The sequence below is a fragment of the Serratia sp. EWG9 genome (genome assembly GCF_019913725.1).
Classification (GTDB): Bacteria; Pseudomonadota; Gammaproteobacteria; order Enterobacterales; family Enterobacteriaceae; genus Serratia; species Serratia ureilytica.
Map to the genome: position 1 here is coordinate 515,696 of NZ_JADNRO010000003.1, position 16,237 is coordinate 531,932.

Sequence of the window (16,237 nt, forward strand, 5' to 3'; positions counted from 1 at the left end):
CCCTCTCTGACAAGCAATTAATCGTCCTGATTAAAAGTGGAACGCCTCTTGCTTCTGTTACCCGAACGCTCACCTCAGACAAGGGCAGAAACATGATTAACAGCAATACCGCGCCACAGGGCATGGCGGTCACGCCACACCATCTCGCCAGCGAAAGCGCGCTGGCGGTGCTGCGCGAAGGCGGCAACGCCATTGAGGCGATGGTGGCCGCCGCCGCGACCATCGCCGTGGTCTATCCGCACATGAATGGCATCGGCGGTGACGGTTTCTGGCTGATCGTGCCGCCGCAGGGCGAGCCGCTGACCATCGACGCCAGCGGCGCCGCCGGCTCGCTGGCGACGCCGGCGCTGTACGCCGGAGAAAGCCGCATCCCGCAGCGCGGCCCAAAAGCGGCGTTGACCGTGGCCGGCACCGTCGGCGGCTGGCAGGAGGCGTTGGCCTATTCGGCCGAACTGGGCGAAACGCCGCTGCCGCTGTCGCGGTTGCTCGCCGACGCCATACGCTACGCCGCCGACGGCATTCCGGTCACCGCCTCCCAAGAGGCGGCGACGCGCAGCAAACGCCACGAGCTGGAGGAGTTCGCCCCCTTCGCCCGCATTTACCTGCCGCAGGGAAAGATCCCGCTTGCCGGCCAACGATTCTGCCAACCGCAGCTGGCCGATACGCTGATCGCACTGAGTGAGGACGGGCTCGACAGTTTTTATCGCGGGCCGCTGGCTGAAAGCATGGCGGCGGACATGGCGATGTTGGGCATGCCGCTTACCGCTCAGGATCTGGCGAGTTATCGGCCATGCCGCCGTCCTCCGCTGCGCCTGGAACACCAAAAAGGTGAAATATTCAATCTGGCTCCCCCGACCCAAGGGCTGGTGTCGCTTGTCATCCTCGGGCTGACCGACCGTCTGCCGCTGGTCGGACAGAGCGAAGGTGCCGTGGTACACGCCGTGGTCGAGGCCACCAAGCTGGCGTTCGATCTGCGCGACCGTTTCATCACCGATCCGCGCCACATGACGCAGGATCCGCAGGCGCTGCTGGCGGCCGACCATTTGGATAGGCTGGCCGGGCGCATCGACGGCCAAAAAGCGGCCGACTGGGGCCAGGGCAAAGGACCCGGCGATACGGTCTGGATGGGGGTGATGGACAGCAGCGGGCTGGCGGTCTCCTTCATTCAGAGCATCTACCACGAATTCGGCAGCGGCGTGGTACTGCCGAACAGCGGCGTCCTGTGGCAAAACCGCGGCGCCTCTTTCAGCCTGGACGCCGATCATCTGCTGGCGCTGGCGCCGGCCAAGCAGCCGTTCCATACGCTGAACCCGGCCGCCGCCCGGCTGTATGACGGACGCACGCTGATCTACGGCTCGATGGGCGGTGACGGCCAGCCGCAGACTCAAGCGGCGTTGTTCGTGCGGCACGTGGTGCAAGGGCTGCCGCTGCAGCAGGCGATCAGCGCGCCGCGCTGGCTGCTGGGGCGAACCTGGGGCGAAAGTTCGGACTCGTTGAAGCTTGAGGGGCGCTTTAACGCGGCGACCCTCGACTATCTGCGACAGCGCGGCCACGCCGTTGAACTGCTGCCGGCGTTCAGCGAAACGGTCGGCCATGCCGGCGCCGTCGTACGCCACACCAACGGCATGTTCGAAGGCGCTTTCGATCCGCGAAGCAACGGCAGCGCCGCCGGCTTCTGACTCTCTTATTTATCGGGATCGCTTATGAACAATCAACACGCCGCCGATTGGGCGGCCTATATCCACCAGATGGAAACCGTGCTGGCCGTGGAACTGGACGATGTCCGCCGCCGGGAACTGTTGAAACAGATCGAACGCATCGCCGCGCTGGCCGAACCGCTGATGGCCTTCCCGCTGGATCCGCGCCAGGAAATCGCGGGGGTATATCGCCCATGAACCCCTTAAGCGCCCTGTCGCTCGCCGAGATCCGTACGGCCCTTGAACGCGGCGCGCTCTCGGCGCGCGAGATCGTCCGGCATACGCTCGATCACATCGACCGTCAGAATCCCGCGCTGAACGCCTTTACGCACATCACCCGGGAACGCATGCAAAAAGAAGCCGATCGCCTCGACCGTTCGCGCGCGCTTGGGCAAACGCTGCCCGCTTTGGCCGGCATTCCCTATGCGGTAAAAAATCTGTTCGACGTCGCCGGTGAAACCACGCTGGCCGGCGCCCGCCTGTTCAGCGATCGGCCACCGGCCGACCGCGACGCCTGGGGCGTCTCCCGGCTGGCGGATCAAGGCGCGTTGCTTTGCGGCATGTTGAACATGGACGCCTACGCCTACGGTTTCACCACCGAGAACAGCCATTACGGCGCCACCCGAAACCCGCATGACCTCGGGCGCATCGCCGGCGGCTCTTCGGGCGGCTCGGCCGCAGCGGTGGCGGCCGGCCTGGTGACTTTTTCGCTCGGCAGCGACACCAATGGCTCAATACGCGTGCCCGCCTCGCTGTGCGGCATTTATGGTCTGAAACCGACCTTCGGCCGTCTTTCGCGCAGCGGCAGCCAGCCGTTTGTCGACAGCCTGGATCACATCGGCCCGTTCGCCCGCCGGGTGCACGATCTCGCGACGGTGTATGATGCGATGCAGGGCATCGACACCGAGGATCCGTTCCAGAGCGATCGGCCGATTTCCCGCACCGAAGCGTTGCTGGCGCAGGGCAGCCAGAACCTGCGCTGCGCCGTGTTAGGCGGCTATTTCCTGCAATGGTGCAATGATGACGCCAAAGCCGCAGTCAACCAGGTGGCGCAAGCGCTGGCAGCCAGCGCCGAAGTCGAGCTGCCGCAGGCCGAGCTGGCCCGATCGGCGGCCTTTATCCTCAGCGCCTCAGAGGGCGGCCATCGCTATCTGCCGCAGTTGCGCAGCCAACCCGAACGCTTCGAGCCACTGTCGCGAGAACGACTGCTGGCCGGCGCCATGCTCCCCGCCACCTGGTATTTGCAGGCACAACGCTTTCGTCACGCGTTTCGCCGGCAAGCCGCGCCGCTGTTCAAGCACTGGGACATTTTGATCGCCCCGGCGACGCCATGCAGCGCCACGCCGATCGGCCAGGAAACGATGCGCATCAACGGCGTCGATCTGCCGATCCGCGCCAGTATGGGCATGCTGACGCAGCCGATTTCCTTCCTTGGCCTGCCGGTCGTGACGGTTCCTTTGAAAAGCGCATCCGGTCTGCCGATCGGCCTGCAACTGATCGCCCCACCGTGGCGCGAAGATTTGGCGCTGCGCGCCGCCTATGCGCTGGAATGCGCCGGCATCGCCACTTGCGTCTGCAAACAGGAGTAATCAATGAACAGTGAACATATCGATCGGCCGGCGGTGCTGGCGGAGGTCAACGCCGCCTTTTACCGCTATGAGCAGGCGTTAATCAGCAATGACATCGATGTGCTGGACGAGTTGTTCTGGCACGACGCGCGCACGGTGCGCTATGGCGCCACCGAAAGTCTCTACGGTATCGACGAGATCCGCGATTTTCGTCAACGGCGCCCGGCCAACGGACTGGAGCGGCTGTTGGAAAACACCCAAATCACGACTTTTGGTGAGGATATGGCGGTGGCCAGCACGGAATTTCATCGGCCGGGCAGCAACCGCAGGGGGCGGCAAATGCAAACCTGGGTCAAGCTGCCCTGTGGCTGGCGCATCGTAGCGGCGCACGTCAGCCTGCTCGACGCGCCTTAGGCCTCCAGGCGGTAGAGCCCATGATGAAGGCGCACGGCGGCGGCCGACTCAGCACCAATAGGCCATGAAGTTAACGGTGGAGCGATCCAGATCGCGTTCGCCAATCAGGTAACGCCGCAGCGTTTTCACCGCGGAAGACTCGGCCGCCACCCAGGCATAGAAAGCGTTGCTGCCGGCCGCCCGCTCCCACAACACCTCATCGCTCAGGCTGCTTTCCGCCAGGGACTGCGCTTGCGCACAGGCCGATGCGGGGATATCCACCCGCTGGCGCACCGCTTCCACCAGCAGCGTGCCGTGCGCCAGCTGGCGGCCGACGTCGCGCGGCAGCCAATAAACGTCGGCGAACGGGAAATGCGCCAAATCCAGGCAATCCGCCGCCACCGGCACCTCGAAAAACGCCTGCACCCGCGGCGGATTGGCCTGCTGCGCCAGCTGTTCCAGAATCGCCATCGCCGCCGGCACCGCCGTCTCATCGGCGATCAGCAACGCCTGTTGCAACTGCGCCGGCGGCGCCCATTCGTAACCGCCGCTGTCGCCGTCGAAGTCACCGTTGGGGGCGACCGTTTGAATCGTGTCTCCGGGTTCGGCATGGGTCGCCCAGGCTGAAGCCGGGCCATTCACGCCATGCAGCACGAACTCGACGTCCATCTGATTCTGCTCGCGGCGCAGCGCACGCAGCGTATAGGTGCGCATTACCGGACGCTGTTCTTTGGGGAGCGCCATGTAATCGCCGTACCAGTCCGGGCCGTTGGCCAACGGCGTGATCTTGCCGTCCGCCGCCGGGAACAGCAGTTTGATGCGCTGGTCAGGCGCTTCCAGCTTCATGCGATGAACATCCGCACCTTCAAACACGCAGCGCAGCAAAGAGGGCGAAATCAGCGTTTTGCTTTTCAGGGTGATATCAAAAATTCTGTAGCTGGCGGACATGTTCTCGACTCTCCGGCAACGGCTGTCGCTTTTACGTATGACCGATCGGCTGCCGTGTTGGCGGCGTGGCCGCGCGATCGCGCAGCGGATAAATGTTAATAAAACTAATTAATTACGTTAATGCATCGCAAAAAATCATATCATGATTTTATTGATAACAAGAAACGTTATTGATAAAAGAAGCATTCTCAAAAAACAACGTAACGACAATATCACCTGGGAAATAACGATGAAACGCAAACCTCTTTGGGTATTAAACCCATGTCTGCTGGCGTTGCTTGCGCCGGCGGCCTGGGCAGAAGATCAGAAAAACGGCAGCGAAGAGCAGGTGGTCGTCTCCGCCAGCCGTTCGCACCGCAGCGCGGCGGAAATGGCGCAGACGACATGGGTGATCGAAAGTCAGGAGATCGAACAGCAGGTCCAGGGCGGCAAAGAGATCAAGGACATGTTGGCTCAGCTGATCCCCGGCATGGACGTCAGCGGCCAGGGCCGCACCAACTATGGCATGAATATGCGCGGCCGTTCGATGATGGTGATGATCGACGGCGTACGCCTGAACTCGTCGCGCAGCGACAGCCGCCAGTTGGATTCGATCGACCCGTTCAATATCGACCATATTGAGGTGATTTCCGGCGCGACCGCACTGTACGGCGGCGGCAGCACCGGCGGCCTGATCAATATCGTGACCAAGAAAGGACAGAAAGAGCAGCAGGTCGAATTGCAGGTCGGCGGCAAAACCGGTTTCGGCGGCCATAACGATCACGACGAGAACGTAGCGGCGGCGGTCAGCGGCGGCAACGACAACGCCTCGGGGCGGCTGTCCGTTTCTTACCAGCGTTACGGCGGCTGGTACGACGGCAAAGGCAACGAGGTGCTGATCGACAATACTCAAACCGGCCTGCAGTATTCCAATCGCCTCGATGTGATGGGCTCCAGCACCCTCAACATCGACGATCATCAACAGCTGCAGCTGACCACCCAATACTACAAAAGCCAGTCCGACGGCGATCACGGCCTGTTTCTGGGGGAAAACTTCGCGGCGGTGACCGGCAACGCCAAGGCGTACAACAGCGGTAACTTAAACTCCGATCGCATCCCCGGCACCGAGCGCCACCTGATCAACCTGCAATATTCCAACACCGATTTCCTCGGCCAGGATCTGGTGGCGCAGGTCTACTACCGCGACGAAACGTTGACCTTCTACCCCTTCCCAACGCTGGCGGGCAAAGCGCCGAACTATTACGTCAGCAGCATTGGCGCTTCGCAGCAAAAAACCGATTTTTACGGCGGCAAACTGACGTTAAACAGCAAACCTGTCGACGCGCTGACGCTGACTTACGGCATCGACGCCGAGCATGAAAGCTTCAACGCCAACCAGCAGTTCTTCAACCTGGCGAAGGCCCAACAGTCCGGCGGCATGACGCTGGAGAACGCTTACGGCACCGGCCGCTACCCGAGCTATACCACCAGCAACCTGGCGTCGTTCCTGCAGGCCAGTTACGACATCAATCCCATCTTCACCTTGAGCGGCGGCGTGCGTTACCAGTACACCGAAAACAAGATCGACGACTTCGTCGGCTATAACCAGCAGCAGGCGATCGCCACCGGCGCCGCCGCCTCCGCCGACGCCATCCCGGGAGGGAAAACCGACTACAACAATGCGCTGTTCAACGCCGGTCTGTTGGCGCACTTGACCGAGCGTCAGCAAACCTGGTTCAACTTCTCTCAGGGCTTCGAGATCCCGGATCCGGGCAAGTATTACGGCAACGGCACCTACGCGTTGAACGGCGGCCATTACCAGTTGCTGAAGAGCGTCAACGTCGGCGATTCCAAGCTGGAAGGCATCAAGGTCAACGCCTACGAGCTGGGCTGGCGCTATACCGGCGATAACCTGCGCACGCAAATCGCCGCCTACTACTCGTTGTCCGACAAGAGCATCGCCATCAACAAAACCGACATGACCATTAACGTCAATGCGGACAAGCGGCGCATCTATGGGCTGGAAGGTGCGGCGGACTACTTCTTCGAAGACAGCGACTGGAGCGCCGGCACCAACTTCAACTTCATTCGTTCTGAAACCAAGGTCAACGGCGAATGGAAGAAGCTGGTGGTCGATACCGCCAGCCCATCGAAAGTCACCGCTTACGTCGGCTGGGCGCCGGGCGACTGGAATCTGCGCTTGCAGTCGCAGCAAACCTTCGACGTGTCGGACGACGGCGATTACACCAAGGCCAACTCCACCCAAGGCCGCAAAATAGATGGCTACAACACCCTCGATTTCCTCGGCAGCTATGCCCTGCCGGTGGGGAAAGTCAGCTTCAGCGTGGAAAACCTGTTGGACAAGGAGTACACCACCGTTTGGGGCCAACGCGCGCCGATCCTGTACAGCCCGACCTACGGCTCGCCTGAGCTGTACAGCTATAAAGGCCGCGGACGCACCTTCGGTTTGAATTACTCGGTGTTGTTCTGAGGATAAGGGGCCGGTCTGCCGGCCCCGTTCCCTGGGCCGCACCGTTTTGCCGAGAGCGGAAACGACGAAGCCCTGAGTTATCGCTAACTCAGGGCTTCTGAATAGTGGCGGAACGGACGGGGCTCGAACCCGCGACCCCCTGCGTGACAGGCAGGTATTCTAACCAACTGAACTACCGCTCCGCGCCATTCCCTCTTGCGGGGGAACGAGGCGCATATTACGGACGCCTCTCGGTTCCGTCAACGCCTTTTTCTCCGCAAATGAACCGTTTGCACAGTTTTTCAACGAAGGGTTGCCCAGTGCGTTTTTTTCGTGCAAAAACGCCGTTATTCCGCCGGCGCCCCGCGCCACAGGCAGCTGCCGCCCTTCTTCGCCACCAGATCCAGACGCGCCTCGTGCGCCTTTATTTCTTCGTCGCTGGCGTAGACCACTTTCATCGCCGTAGCCGGGCGGACGATACGCTGTATTTCTTGCGCGGCATCGTTTTGCTGGGTGTCGCCTTCCATTTGGAACGCTATCGACGTCTGACCGCCGGTCATCGCCAGATAGACTTCCGCCAGGATCTCGGCATCGAGCAATGCGCCGTGCAGCGTACGCTTGCTGTTGTCAATCTCATAGCGGCTGCACAAGGCATCGAGGTTGTTGCGCTTGCCCGGGAACAGGCGGCGCGCCATCATCAGGCTGTCGGTGATGGTGCAGAAGGTCTCGGTCTTCGGGATCCCCTGCTGCAGCATGCGGAATTCGTGATCCATAAAGCCGATATCGAACGCCGCGTTATGGATCACCAGCTCGCCGCCGCGGATAAAGTCGAGGAATTCGTCGGCAACCTGATCGAAGGTCGGTTTGTCGGCCAGGAAGTCGTCGCTGATGCCGTGTACGCCGTACGCTTCCGGATCCACCAGCCGATCCGGCTTGATGTATACGTGGAAGTTGCGCCCGGTCAGGCGGCGGTTAATCACTTCCACCGCACCGATTTCGATGATGCGGTGCCCTTCGTAGTGCACCCCAAGCTTGTTCATACCGGTGGTTTCGGTATCGAGGACAATCTGTCTGGTGGTTGTAGAGATCATATTGCAGTGCTCACAGCGCTCGTTTATGTCAGACTTGGCTTTTATAAAACTGATAGGAAGAGTCTACCAGAGATGCTCAAACAGGTAGAAATTTTCACCGACGGCTCCTGCCTTGGCAACCCTGGCCCCGGTGGCTACGGCGCGATACTGCGCTATAAGCAGACGGAAAAAACCTTCAGCGAAGGATTTCGTCTGACCACCAATAACCGCATGGAAATGATGGCGGCGATCGTGGCGTTGGAAGCGCTGACGGTGCCTTGCGCCGTGACGCTCAGCACCGACAGCCAGTACGTGCGCCAGGGCATTACCAGCTGGATCCATAACTGGAAGAAACGCGGTTGGAAAACCGCCGACAAAAAACCGGTCAAGAATGTCGATCTGTGGCAGCGGCTGGATCAGGCCATTCAGCGCCACACCGTTAAATGGGAGTGGGTCAAGGGCCACGCCGGCCACCCGGAGAACGAACGCTGCGACGAGCTGGCGCGCGAGGCGGCGGGTAAACCGACGCAGGATGACGTCGGCTACCAACCGGAAGCCTAAGGCAGCTTGCGATAACTCTTGGTCGCGCCCACCGCGCGGCTGAGAGACGGCTTTCTCGCCCCCAGTTTCATCGGCGTGGGCGTCAGCGGCAAGGTGCGCTTGCGCGCCACAATCACGCTCATGCAGCCCAGCGCCGGCAAATGGGTGCATAAAAACTTGCCGCCCTTGCGGTGCCACGGCAGCACGTGAAAACGCGCCTGGTGCAACACCTCGTAATTCAGCAGGCTGAGCCAATCCAACAACCGCATCTGGGTAAACATGCGGCTGACATAGGGCTGACGATGACGCAATCCGGGCACCAGTTTGCCCAATCCCAGCAGGCTGAACGGATTGAAGCTGCTGACAACCAGCCAGCCGTCGTCGATCAACACCCTATCCACCTCACGCAGCATGCGATGCGGATCGTCCGCGTAGGACAGCGTATGCGCCAACAGGCAGGCATCCACCGACTTGGCGGCGAACGGCAGTTGATAGGCGTCGGCGATCACCTGCAGCCCTTCCCCCTCCAGCCCTACGTTGACCTGGTGGGAGATTGCGCATTTATCCGTGGCCAGCTCGGCGCTGAGCATACCCATCTTCAGCAGATGGAAACCGAACAGCTTGGGCCACCAGGGTTGCAACTGCCGCTCGAGCGCTTCACGATAGTACTCCCCCCACGGCAGCTCAGCCCAGGACTGCGGGCCGGTGAGCTTTTGTAGAGTATGGGCTGGTTTCATGATTTATTATCTTCTTTCAAGCCGTTGCCAACGAGAGGTACACCATGAATCTTATCAGCATTCCCGCCTTCCAGGACAATTACATTTGGTTATTGGATGACCGGCAGGGGCGCTGCATTATCGTCGATCCGGGTGAAGCGCGGCCGGTGCTCGAGGCGCTGCAGCGCCTGCAGCTGGCGCCGTCGGCGATCCTGCTGACCCACCACCACCACGATCACGTCGGTGGCGTGGCGCAGATTGTCTCACAATACCCGGGCCTGGCGGTCTACGGGCCGCAGGAAACCGCTGGCAAAGGCGCCAACCACATCGTCCACGACGGCGACACCTTTGATATCGATGGCCGCCAGTACAGGACTATCGCCGTTCCCGGCCATACGCTGGGCCATGTGGCATTCTATAGTGCCCCTTATCTGTTCTGCGGCGACACCATTTTCTCCGCCGGCTGCGGCAGGCTGTTTGAAGGCACCGCAAAACAAATGTACGACTCATTTCAACAACTCGCGCAACTTCCCGATAACACCTTAATTTGCTGCGCGCATGAATATACTCTTTCAAATCTTAAGTTTGCGCGGGCTATTTTGCCGGAAGATCGAGAGATTGAAACATATCAACAACATGTTGAAGCGTTAAGGGCAAAAGGCCAAGCTAGCGTGCCGACCACGTTGCAATTAGAGCGCAAAATTAACCTATTTTTACGTTGCCATGACGCTGATTTACAAAAGAAATTAGGCTTTAATTCACCACCGGAAAGCCTTCATTCAGTTTTTTCCGAATTACGCCTGCGGAAAGATAACTTCTAAGCTTTTAGTTGTGTTATTTGGCGAAGCAAAGTATTATTGCTCGTCTTTTAAGCAACTACATTGACACACACATGAAGGCTAAAGCGATATTTCTCGCCTCGGTCTTGCTAGTGGGTTGCCAGTCGTCCAGGCAGGACGCACCGGCGCCAGAACAGCATGCACAGAGTTTGTCTTCGGCTGGTCAAGATGGTGAAGCAGGAGAGTACACAGGAAATGGCCGAGCGAGCTCGGCGCGGTGGTTGGATAACAACAGTCCCGCCGCGCAACAGGACCTGTGGAACTTCATTAGCGACGAGCTGAAGATGGAGGTTCCGGAAAATTCCCGGATCCGTGATCAGAAAAGAAAGTACTTAAAAAGTAAGAGCTATCTCCACGATGTAACATTACGGGCAGAGCCGTACATGTACTGGATAGTCGGGCAGATTAAGAAACGTAATATGCCGATGGAACTGGTACTGCTACCCATAGTGGAGAGCGCTTTTGACCCACACGCCACGTCAAGTGCCAACGCCGCAGGGCTATGGCAAATCGTGCCGCAAACGGGTCGCAATTATGGTTTGAAAAACAATCAGTGGTATGACGGTCGACGCGATGTCGTCGCCTCGACAACCGCTGCGCTTAACATGATGCAGCGCTTGAACCGCATGTTTAACGGCGACTGGTTACTGACCGTAGCCGCCTATAACAGTGGTGAAGGCCGCGTGATGCAAGCGGTGAAGGCAAACAAACGCCAGGGTAAGCCAACCAATTTCTGGGCATTGTCGCTTCCGCGTGAAACGTCAATCTATGTCCCGAAAATGCTGGCGCTGAGCGACATCATCAAGAACAGCAAGAAGTACGGCGTGAAACTCCCGAAAACGGATGAAACCCGTGCGCTGGCTCGTATCGATGTCGGGCAGCAGATCCAGCTGACTCAGGCGGCTGAGATGGCTGGGCTTTCAGTCACCAAGATGAAAGCGTATAACCCAGGCTACAAAAAAGGCGTTACGGCACCCAACGGGCCCCATTACATCATGGTTCCCAAAGGGCATGCCGATCAGCTGAAAGACTCGCTGGCCGATGGCCAGATCGCCGTGACTCAGCCAACGACGCAGTTGGCGAAGAACAGCGGTTTGTCCGGTGGCAGTTCGTATAAAGTTCGCTCCGGCGACACCTTATCGGCCATAGCCAAGCGGCTGAACGTTAAGACCAGCGATTTGCAGAGTTGGAACAACTTACGCGCCAAGAGCGCCTTAAAAGTTGGGCAAACCCTGCAAGTGGCCAGCAATACTGGCAGTAACAGCAGTATCACCTACCAGGTTCGTAAAGGTGATTCGCTCGCCAGTATCGCACGTCGTCACGGCGTCGATATTAACGACGTGATGCGTTGGAATTCAACGCTCGCCAAAGGCAACCTGCAGCCAGGTCTGAAGCTGACCCTGTTTGTCGGCAACAAGATGACGCCGGATACTTAAATGTTCGGCACAAAAAAAGCACCCTTCGGGGTGCTTTTTTATTAGCTGCGATTCACCATACCGGCGAGTCTTTCTCCGGATGAAACTCCACCAACAGCGGGTTGTGATCCGACGCGCTGGTCACCAGCACCGACGCCTCCACCACTCCCAGATTGCGGTAAAATACGAAATCCAGTGGACGACCGAAGGCCTTGCGGCGATGGTCGTCGGTGAAACTCACCTCGCGCAGCGCCATCTCTCCGGCAAAGTCATACAGCGCATTGATGCGCTTGCGGCTCCAGGCGTTGAAATCCCCTGCCATAATCACCGGCCCCCGGTGACTGGCGATCTGTTCGCCTATCGGCCCCAACTGCTTGCTGTAGACGTCGACACCCAGGCTAAAGTTCACCGCATGGATGTTCACCACCATCAACAGTTCGCCGTTGTACAGCGGATAAACGGTGATCAAGGCCGACTTGGAAAGCCGCAGCAGCGGCTCTCGCTCGCGCAGCGGGCAACAGTAAACAGGATGAGCGGCAGCCAGCGTCATCACGCCGGAAGGGTGCTGCGGCAGCACAAAGGCCGGCACCTGATCGGCCGCCAGATAGTTGGCGGTAGCGTAGCTCACCAACTCTGGCGTGGTTTGCGCCTCTTGCAATAATACCAGCTGCGCGTCTTTACCATGGTTTTTCAGCACCGAAAGCCAGTCGGCTCGCTGCTGTTTGAAAATATTCCATACCATGACGCGCAGGGCGCCGGTCGTCGGCAGCGCCGCCCCTGGCGGCAACGGCTGGTTAACGGCACCAGGAAAGATTCGCTCAACTGGCTGACCTGCAACATACCTCATTGCATAAGTTCGTTTCGGCACGCGATTCGCCTATTACCCATTAACATGAAAACTGGCGATGAACACTCGCCAACGATGAATTGATTATACGCCTACCCTGCATAGAGGGCATGGCTTTTGCGGGCATCACCTTTTCAGTTATAGGGGCCGCCTGCAGCGATTTCAATCTTCTGACGGTATAGCTGTGTAAAGGTGAGGGGTAATAGGTGAAAAATGCGAAAAGGCCCGCAAAATGCGGGCCAGGCAGCAAGGGTTTTACGTATTAAGCCGTTTGCAGCTGAGACTTTTTATCCAGGCGACCGCTGAAGCTAACCAGCAACAATGCAACCACCACGATCAACGCGCCAATCCAGGGGGTCTGCGCCAGCCCCAGTGAGGCAACGGTCTGGCCGCCAATCACCGAGCCGAGCGCAATGCCGATGTTGAACGCCGCGATGTTGAGACCGGACGCCACATCCACCGCATTTGGTGTGTATTGCGCGGCTTTCTGCACCACATACACCTGCAGCCCCGGCACGTTGCCGAAAGCGAACACGCCCATCACAATCACCGTCAGCAAAGCGGCAATACTGTGGCTGGCGGTAAACTGGAACACCAGCAACAAAACGGCCAGCGCGGCAAAGATAAAGCTCAGCGCACGCACGGCCCCATGACGATCGGCCAGCTTGCCTCCCCAGATGTTACCCACCGCCACCGCGACGCCATAAGCCAACAGTATCCAGCTCACGGTCGGAGCAGAGAAGCCGGCCAGTTCCTGCATCATCGGCGCAAGGAAGGTAAAGGTCGTGAAGACCCCGCCGTACCCCAATGCGGTAATCGCGTAAATCAGCAGCAGACGAGGATGAGTCAGCACTTTCAGCTGTTCACGCACGCCGGCGCTGCCCTGGTTCTTGATATTGCTCGGTACCAGAATAACGCTGGCCAGCGTGGCGACAGCGCCAATCAGAGAAACGGCCAGGAAGGTCTCACGCCAGCCAAACTGCTGGCCGATGAACGTCCCCAGCGGTACGCCGGTCACCAACGCCACCGTCAGGCCACCAAACATGATGGCGATGGCGGAGGCCGCCTTCTCTTTCGCCACCAGGCTAGTGGCGATAGTGGAGCCGATAGAGAAGAACACGCCGTGCGCCAGACCGGTCAACAACCGAGCCACTACCAGCGATTCATAGCTGGGTGACTGCCAGGCCAGCAGGTTGCCGAGAGTGAACAGCACCATCAGGCCAACCAGCAGCAGTTTGCGCGGTATGCGGCTGGTCAGGGCCGTCAGCACCGGCGCGCCAATGGCCACGCCGAGGGCATAGATAGTCACCAGCAATCCAGCGGACGGTACGGTCACCCCAAGCTGCTCCGCGATAGTCGGGATCAACCCGACAATCACGAACTCGGTCGTGCCGATAGCAAAAGCGCTGATGGTTAAGGCAAGTAATGCGAGTGGCATTTTTTACTCCGAAATAGCATTCAAGTTGATGACGGCTATTATCGGCCTATGCTTAAATGATAAAAATGCTCAAAATTTCAAATTAACTTTGCTATCGGAGCAAAAATGAAAGCAAACTCTGACGAGTTGATCACCTTTGTCACCGTCGTAGAAAGCGGCAGCTTCAGCCGGGCGGCCGAACGCCTGGAACAAGCGAACTCCGTAGTCAGCCGAACGGTGAAAAAACTGGAAAGCAAACTGGGCGTAACGTTGCTCAACCGCACCACGCGCCAAATCAGCCTGACTCAGGAAGGAGAGAATTACTTTCGCCAGGTGCAGAAGGTACTGAACGACATGGCCGCGGCGGAAAATGCGCTGATGGAAAGCCGCCAGCGCCCGCAAGGCCTGCTGCGCGTCGATGCGGCAACGCCGGTGGTGCTGCATATGCTGACGCCTTTAGTGGCCGAGTTCCGCGAACGTTATCCAGAAATGTCGTTATCGCTGGTGTCTTCGGAAAACTTTATCAATCTGATCGAGCGAAAAGTGGATATCGCGATCCGCGTAGGCGAGCTGACCGATTCTACGCTGAAAGCACGCAAACTGATGACCAGCTACCGACATGTGCTCGCCTCCCCCGCTTATCTGGCTCAGCACGGCACGCCACTAACGGTAGAAGATCTTGCACATCACTGCTGTATCGGTTTTAACGACCTGCCCAGCTTGAACCGCTGGCCACTGGCTTGCTCAGATGGCAGCCAGTTGGAAATCACCCCCGGTTTGACCACCAATAGTGGAGAAACCCAGCGCCATCTCTGTCTGCATGGCAACGGTATCGCCTGCCTGTCCGACTTTATGAGCGACGAAGATATCAAACGTGGAGATTTGGTCCCGATTCTGGTGGAAGCGACACTGCCGGTCGCCATGCCGATCAACGCGGTTTACTACAGCGACAGCGCCGTCAGCAACCGTCTGCGCAGCTTTATTGATTTTGTGAGTGAATACCTGAAACGATAAAAAAGGCGCCCCGATGGACGCCTTATGCTGACTACGGCGAGGAATGATTAATCCCAGTTTGGCGCCAGGCCTTCCGGACTAACCAGACGGCCGTTGCACTCCAGTGCGGCGATCTGCGCCATATCTTCGTCGGTCAGCGTCAGTTGCTGCGCCAATAGGTTGCTCGCCAGGTTTTCACGCTTGGTCGAGGAAGGGATCACCGCATAACCCAGCTTCAATGCCCAAGCCAGGACCACCTGTGCTGGGGTCGCATTGTGACGAGCAGCGATGCTTTTGATCGTTTCATCCTGCAGCGCTTTGCCGTAGGCCAACGTCATGTAAGAGGTGATGGCGATGCCGTGCTGCTGTGCAAATTCGACCACCTTGCGGTTCTGCAAGAACGGTGACAGCTCGATTTGGTTGGTGGCGATTTCATCGGCGCCAATCGCGTCAATCGCTTGCTGCATCAAATCGATGGTGAAGTTAGATACGCCAATTTGACGGGTCAGCCCCAGCTTTTTCGCTTCCAGCAGCTCAGCCATAAATTCGGCAACCGGCACTTCGTCGTGGGGTGACGGCCAGTGGATCAGCGTCAGATCAACGTAGGACGTTTGCAGTTTTTTCAGGCTTTCTTGCAGGCTTGGGATCAGCGCGCCTTTCGCCAGGTTCGCGATCCAAATCTTGGTGGTGATGAACAGATCTTCACGTTTCACGCCGCTGGCAGCGATAGCCTGGCCAACAGCCGCTTCGTTTTCATAGATCTGTGCGGTATCGATAGTACGGTAGCCCAGCTCAAGTGCGGTGCTGACAGAATCGATAACAACCTGATCCTGAAGGCGGAAAGTACCTAAACCAAATGCAGGGATGCTCATAATGTTTTCTCTCATTAACGGGTAAATGTGGTATGAGGAAGATTATGGCAACTTTTTTATTGATCAAAAACGCCTGGTTCGGCATAAGACTTTTGATCTAAAGGCAATAATATCGGGAGATAAGGCTGTAAAGAAGGACAATTCCGGCCTTGAAAGCGCAAAATATAGATATGAAAAAGCCCTGAGTCAGAGACTCAGGGCTTATCAATTAAGTGGCGGAACGGACGGGGCTCGAACCCGCGACCCCCTGCGTGACAGGCAGGTATTCTAACCAACTGAACTACCGCTCCACCGATTCTTTTACGTTGTATCTTTCGATACCGGCAATATCGCGCTCTGCGACTTGCGCATTACCAGTCGTCACACTGATAACGTTTATTTGATGCCTGGCAGTGTCCTACTCTCGCATGGGGAGACCCCACACTACCATCGGCGCTACGGCGTTTCACTTCTGAGTTCGGCATGGGGTCAGG

At 58.4% G+C, this 16,237-nt stretch carries 15 protein-coding genes, 2 tRNA genes and 1 rRNA gene; 9 read left to right on the forward strand and 9 right to left on the reverse strand.

The window, feature by feature from the left end; genetic code table 11:
• Positions 1 to 92 precede the first annotated feature (92 nt).
• The 4 genes from ITX55_RS10725 to hpxZ are packed head-to-tail and all read left to right on the forward strand — an operon-like array spanning position 93 to position 3,679.
• Positions 93 to 1,679 (forward strand): gamma-glutamyltransferase family protein, encoded by a 1,587-nt coding sequence (locus ITX55_RS10725; protein WP_108680202.1) that lies wholly within the window; start codon positions 93 to 95, stop codon positions 1,677 to 1,679.
• A gap of 24 nt (positions 1,680 to 1,703) precedes the next feature.
• Positions 1,704 to 1,895 carry an oxalurate catabolism protein HpxX gene (gene hpxX, locus ITX55_RS10730; RefSeq protein ID WP_033651000.1) on the forward strand — a complete coding sequence of 64 codons (192 nt, stop codon included), beginning with the start codon at positions 1,704 to 1,706 and terminating at the stop codon, positions 1,893 to 1,895.
• On the forward strand, positions 1,892 to 3,286 hold the full coding sequence (locus ITX55_RS10735) for an AtzE family amidohydrolase (protein ID WP_108680201.1): 1,395 nt from the start codon (positions 1,892 to 1,894) through the stop codon (positions 3,284 to 3,286). The genes hpxX and ITX55_RS10735 overlap by 4 nt, the downstream gene beginning before the upstream one ends.
• A gap of 3 nt (positions 3,287 to 3,289) precedes the next feature.
• Entirely contained in the window at positions 3,290 to 3,679 is a 390-nt protein-coding gene (hpxZ, locus tag ITX55_RS10740) for an oxalurate catabolism protein HpxZ (RefSeq protein WP_033641948.1), read from the forward strand.
• Between the two features lie 48 nt (positions 3,680 to 3,727).
• Here hpxZ and ITX55_RS10745 read toward each other — a convergent pair whose 3' ends face one another.
• A complete protein-coding gene (locus ITX55_RS10745; RefSeq protein ID WP_042783720.1) occupies positions 3,728 to 4,606 on the reverse strand; it encodes a siderophore-interacting protein in 879 nt (292 codons plus the stop codon).
• A 229-nt stretch (positions 4,607 to 4,835) separates the two neighbouring features.
• Here ITX55_RS10745 and ITX55_RS10750 point away from each other — a divergent pair, with 229 nt between their 5' ends.
• Positions 4,836 to 7,076, forward strand: coding sequence for a TonB-dependent siderophore receptor (locus ITX55_RS10750; RefSeq protein ID WP_108680200.1), 2,241 nt, complete (start codon positions 4,836 to 4,838; stop codon positions 7,074 to 7,076).
• A 105-nt stretch (positions 7,077 to 7,181) separates the two neighbouring features.
• On the opposite strand, the gene ITX55_RS10755 is transcribed toward ITX55_RS10750, so the two are convergent.
• Together ITX55_RS10755 and dnaQ are read right to left on the reverse strand one after the other, a co-directional pair.
• Positions 7,182 to 7,258, reverse strand: a tRNA-Asp gene (locus ITX55_RS10755).
• 144 nt (positions 7,259 to 7,402) lie between these two features.
• On the reverse strand, positions 7,403 to 8,146 hold the full coding sequence (dnaQ, locus tag ITX55_RS10760) for a DNA polymerase III subunit epsilon (protein ID WP_033641945.1): 744 nt from the start codon (positions 8,144 to 8,146) through the stop codon (positions 7,403 to 7,405).
• Positions 8,147 to 8,218: 72 nt separating this feature from the next.
• On the opposite strand from dnaQ, the gene rnhA reads away from it, so the two are divergent.
• Positions 8,219 to 8,686 carry a ribonuclease HI gene (gene rnhA, locus ITX55_RS10765; protein ID WP_033641944.1) on the forward strand — a complete coding sequence of 156 codons (468 nt, stop codon included), beginning with the start codon at positions 8,219 to 8,221 and terminating at the stop codon, positions 8,684 to 8,686.
• On the opposite strand, the gene ITX55_RS10770 is transcribed toward rnhA, so the two are convergent.
• The gene (locus ITX55_RS10770) at positions 8,683 to 9,402 is read right to left on the reverse strand and encodes a class I SAM-dependent methyltransferase (protein ID WP_033641943.1); all 720 of its coding nucleotides are present in this window, start codon (positions 9,400 to 9,402) and stop codon (positions 8,683 to 8,685) included. The two genes, rnhA and ITX55_RS10770, sit on opposite strands and share 4 nt — an antisense overlap.
• 44 nt (positions 9,403 to 9,446) lie before the next feature.
• On the opposite strand from ITX55_RS10770, the gene gloB reads away from it, so the two are divergent.
• A complete protein-coding gene (gene gloB, locus ITX55_RS10775) occupies positions 9,447 to 10,202 on the forward strand; it encodes a hydroxyacylglutathione hydrolase (protein ID WP_042783718.1) in 756 nt (251 codons plus the stop codon).
• A gap of 71 nt (positions 10,203 to 10,273) precedes the next feature.
• Positions 10,274 to 11,656: a murein transglycosylase D gene (gene mltD / locus ITX55_RS10780; protein WP_033650995.1), complete on the forward strand. Its 1,383-nt coding sequence runs from the start codon at positions 10,274 to 10,276 to the stop codon at positions 11,654 to 11,656.
• Between the two features lie 52 nt (positions 11,657 to 11,708).
• On the opposite strand, the gene ITX55_RS10785 is transcribed toward mltD, so the two are convergent.
• Together ITX55_RS10785 and ITX55_RS10790 are read right to left on the reverse strand one after the other, a co-directional pair.
• A complete protein-coding gene (locus ITX55_RS10785; protein ID WP_025160092.1) occupies positions 11,709 to 12,503 on the reverse strand; it encodes an endonuclease/exonuclease/phosphatase family protein in 795 nt (264 codons plus the stop codon).
• A gap of 241 nt (positions 12,504 to 12,744) precedes the next feature.
• Positions 12,745 to 13,920 carry an MFS transporter gene (locus ITX55_RS10790; protein ID WP_033650994.1) on the reverse strand — a complete coding sequence of 392 codons (1,176 nt, stop codon included), beginning with the start codon at positions 13,918 to 13,920 and terminating at the stop codon, positions 12,745 to 12,747.
• A 105-nt stretch (positions 13,921 to 14,025) separates the two neighbouring features.
• Between ITX55_RS10790 and yafC the strand changes: the two genes are divergently transcribed.
• A complete protein-coding gene (gene yafC, locus ITX55_RS10795) occupies positions 14,026 to 14,913 on the forward strand; it encodes a DNA-binding transcriptional regulator YafC (protein ID WP_004930183.1) in 888 nt (295 codons plus the stop codon).
• Positions 14,914 to 14,960: 47 nt separating this feature from the next.
• Here the strand turns inward: yafC and dkgB are convergent, their stop codons facing one another.
• The 3 genes from dkgB to rrf form a co-directional block, all read right to left on the reverse strand.
• Positions 14,961 to 15,764: a 2,5-didehydrogluconate reductase DkgB gene (gene dkgB, locus ITX55_RS10800; RefSeq protein WP_033650993.1), complete on the reverse strand. Its 804-nt coding sequence runs from the start codon at positions 15,762 to 15,764 to the stop codon at positions 14,961 to 14,963.
• 213 nt (positions 15,765 to 15,977) lie between these two features.
• Positions 15,978 to 16,054 (reverse strand) — tRNA-Asp (locus ITX55_RS10805).
• Positions 16,055 to 16,148: 94 nt separating this feature from the next.
• A 5S ribosomal RNA gene (gene rrf / locus ITX55_RS10810) occupies positions 16,149 to 16,237 on the reverse strand; the annotation flags it as partial.

What these genes read in the sequence shown, in the direction of transcription:
- yafC (WP_004930183.1), top strand. Translation starts at nt 14,026, where the DNA reads ATGAAAGCAAACTCTGACGAGTTGATCACCTTTGTCACCGTCGTAGAA.
- ITX55_RS10725 (WP_108680202.1), top strand. Translation starts at nt 93, where the DNA reads ATGATTAACAGCAATACCGCGCCACAGGGCATGGCGGTCACGCCACAC.
- ITX55_RS10790 (WP_033650994.1), bottom strand. Translation starts at nt 13,920, where the DNA reads ATGCCACTCGCATTACTTGCCTTAACCATCAGCGCTTTTGCTATCGGC.
- dkgB (WP_033650993.1), bottom strand. Translation starts at nt 15,764, where the DNA reads ATGAGCATCCCTGCATTTGGTTTAGGTACTTTCCGCCTTCAGGATCAG.
- gloB (WP_042783718.1), top strand. Translation starts at nt 9,447, where the DNA reads ATGAATCTTATCAGCATTCCCGCCTTCCAGGACAATTACATTTGGTTA.
- hpxZ (WP_033641948.1), top strand. Translation starts at nt 3,290, where the DNA reads ATGAACAGTGAACATATCGATCGGCCGGCGGTGCTGGCGGAGGTCAAC.
- ITX55_RS10750 (WP_108680200.1), top strand. Translation starts at nt 4,836, where the DNA reads ATGAAACGCAAACCTCTTTGGGTATTAAACCCATGTCTGCTGGCGTTG.
- ITX55_RS10770 (WP_033641943.1), bottom strand. Translation starts at nt 9,402, where the DNA reads ATGAAACCAGCCCATACTCTACAAAAGCTCACCGGCCCGCAGTCCTGG.
- dnaQ (WP_033641945.1), bottom strand. Translation starts at nt 8,146, where the DNA reads ATGATCTCTACAACCACCAGACAGATTGTCCTCGATACCGAAACCACC.
- ITX55_RS10745 (WP_042783720.1), bottom strand. Translation starts at nt 4,606, where the DNA reads ATGTCCGCCAGCTACAGAATTTTTGATATCACCCTGAAAAGCAAAACG.
- mltD (WP_033650995.1), top strand. Translation starts at nt 10,274, where the DNA reads ATGAAGGCTAAAGCGATATTTCTCGCCTCGGTCTTGCTAGTGGGTTGC.
- hpxX (WP_033651000.1), top strand. Translation starts at nt 1,704, where the DNA reads ATGAACAATCAACACGCCGCCGATTGGGCGGCCTATATCCACCAGATG.
- rnhA (WP_033641944.1), top strand. Translation starts at nt 8,219, where the DNA reads ATGCTCAAACAGGTAGAAATTTTCACCGACGGCTCCTGCCTTGGCAAC.
- ITX55_RS10735 (WP_108680201.1), top strand. Translation starts at nt 1,892, where the DNA reads ATGAACCCCTTAAGCGCCCTGTCGCTCGCCGAGATCCGTACGGCCCTT.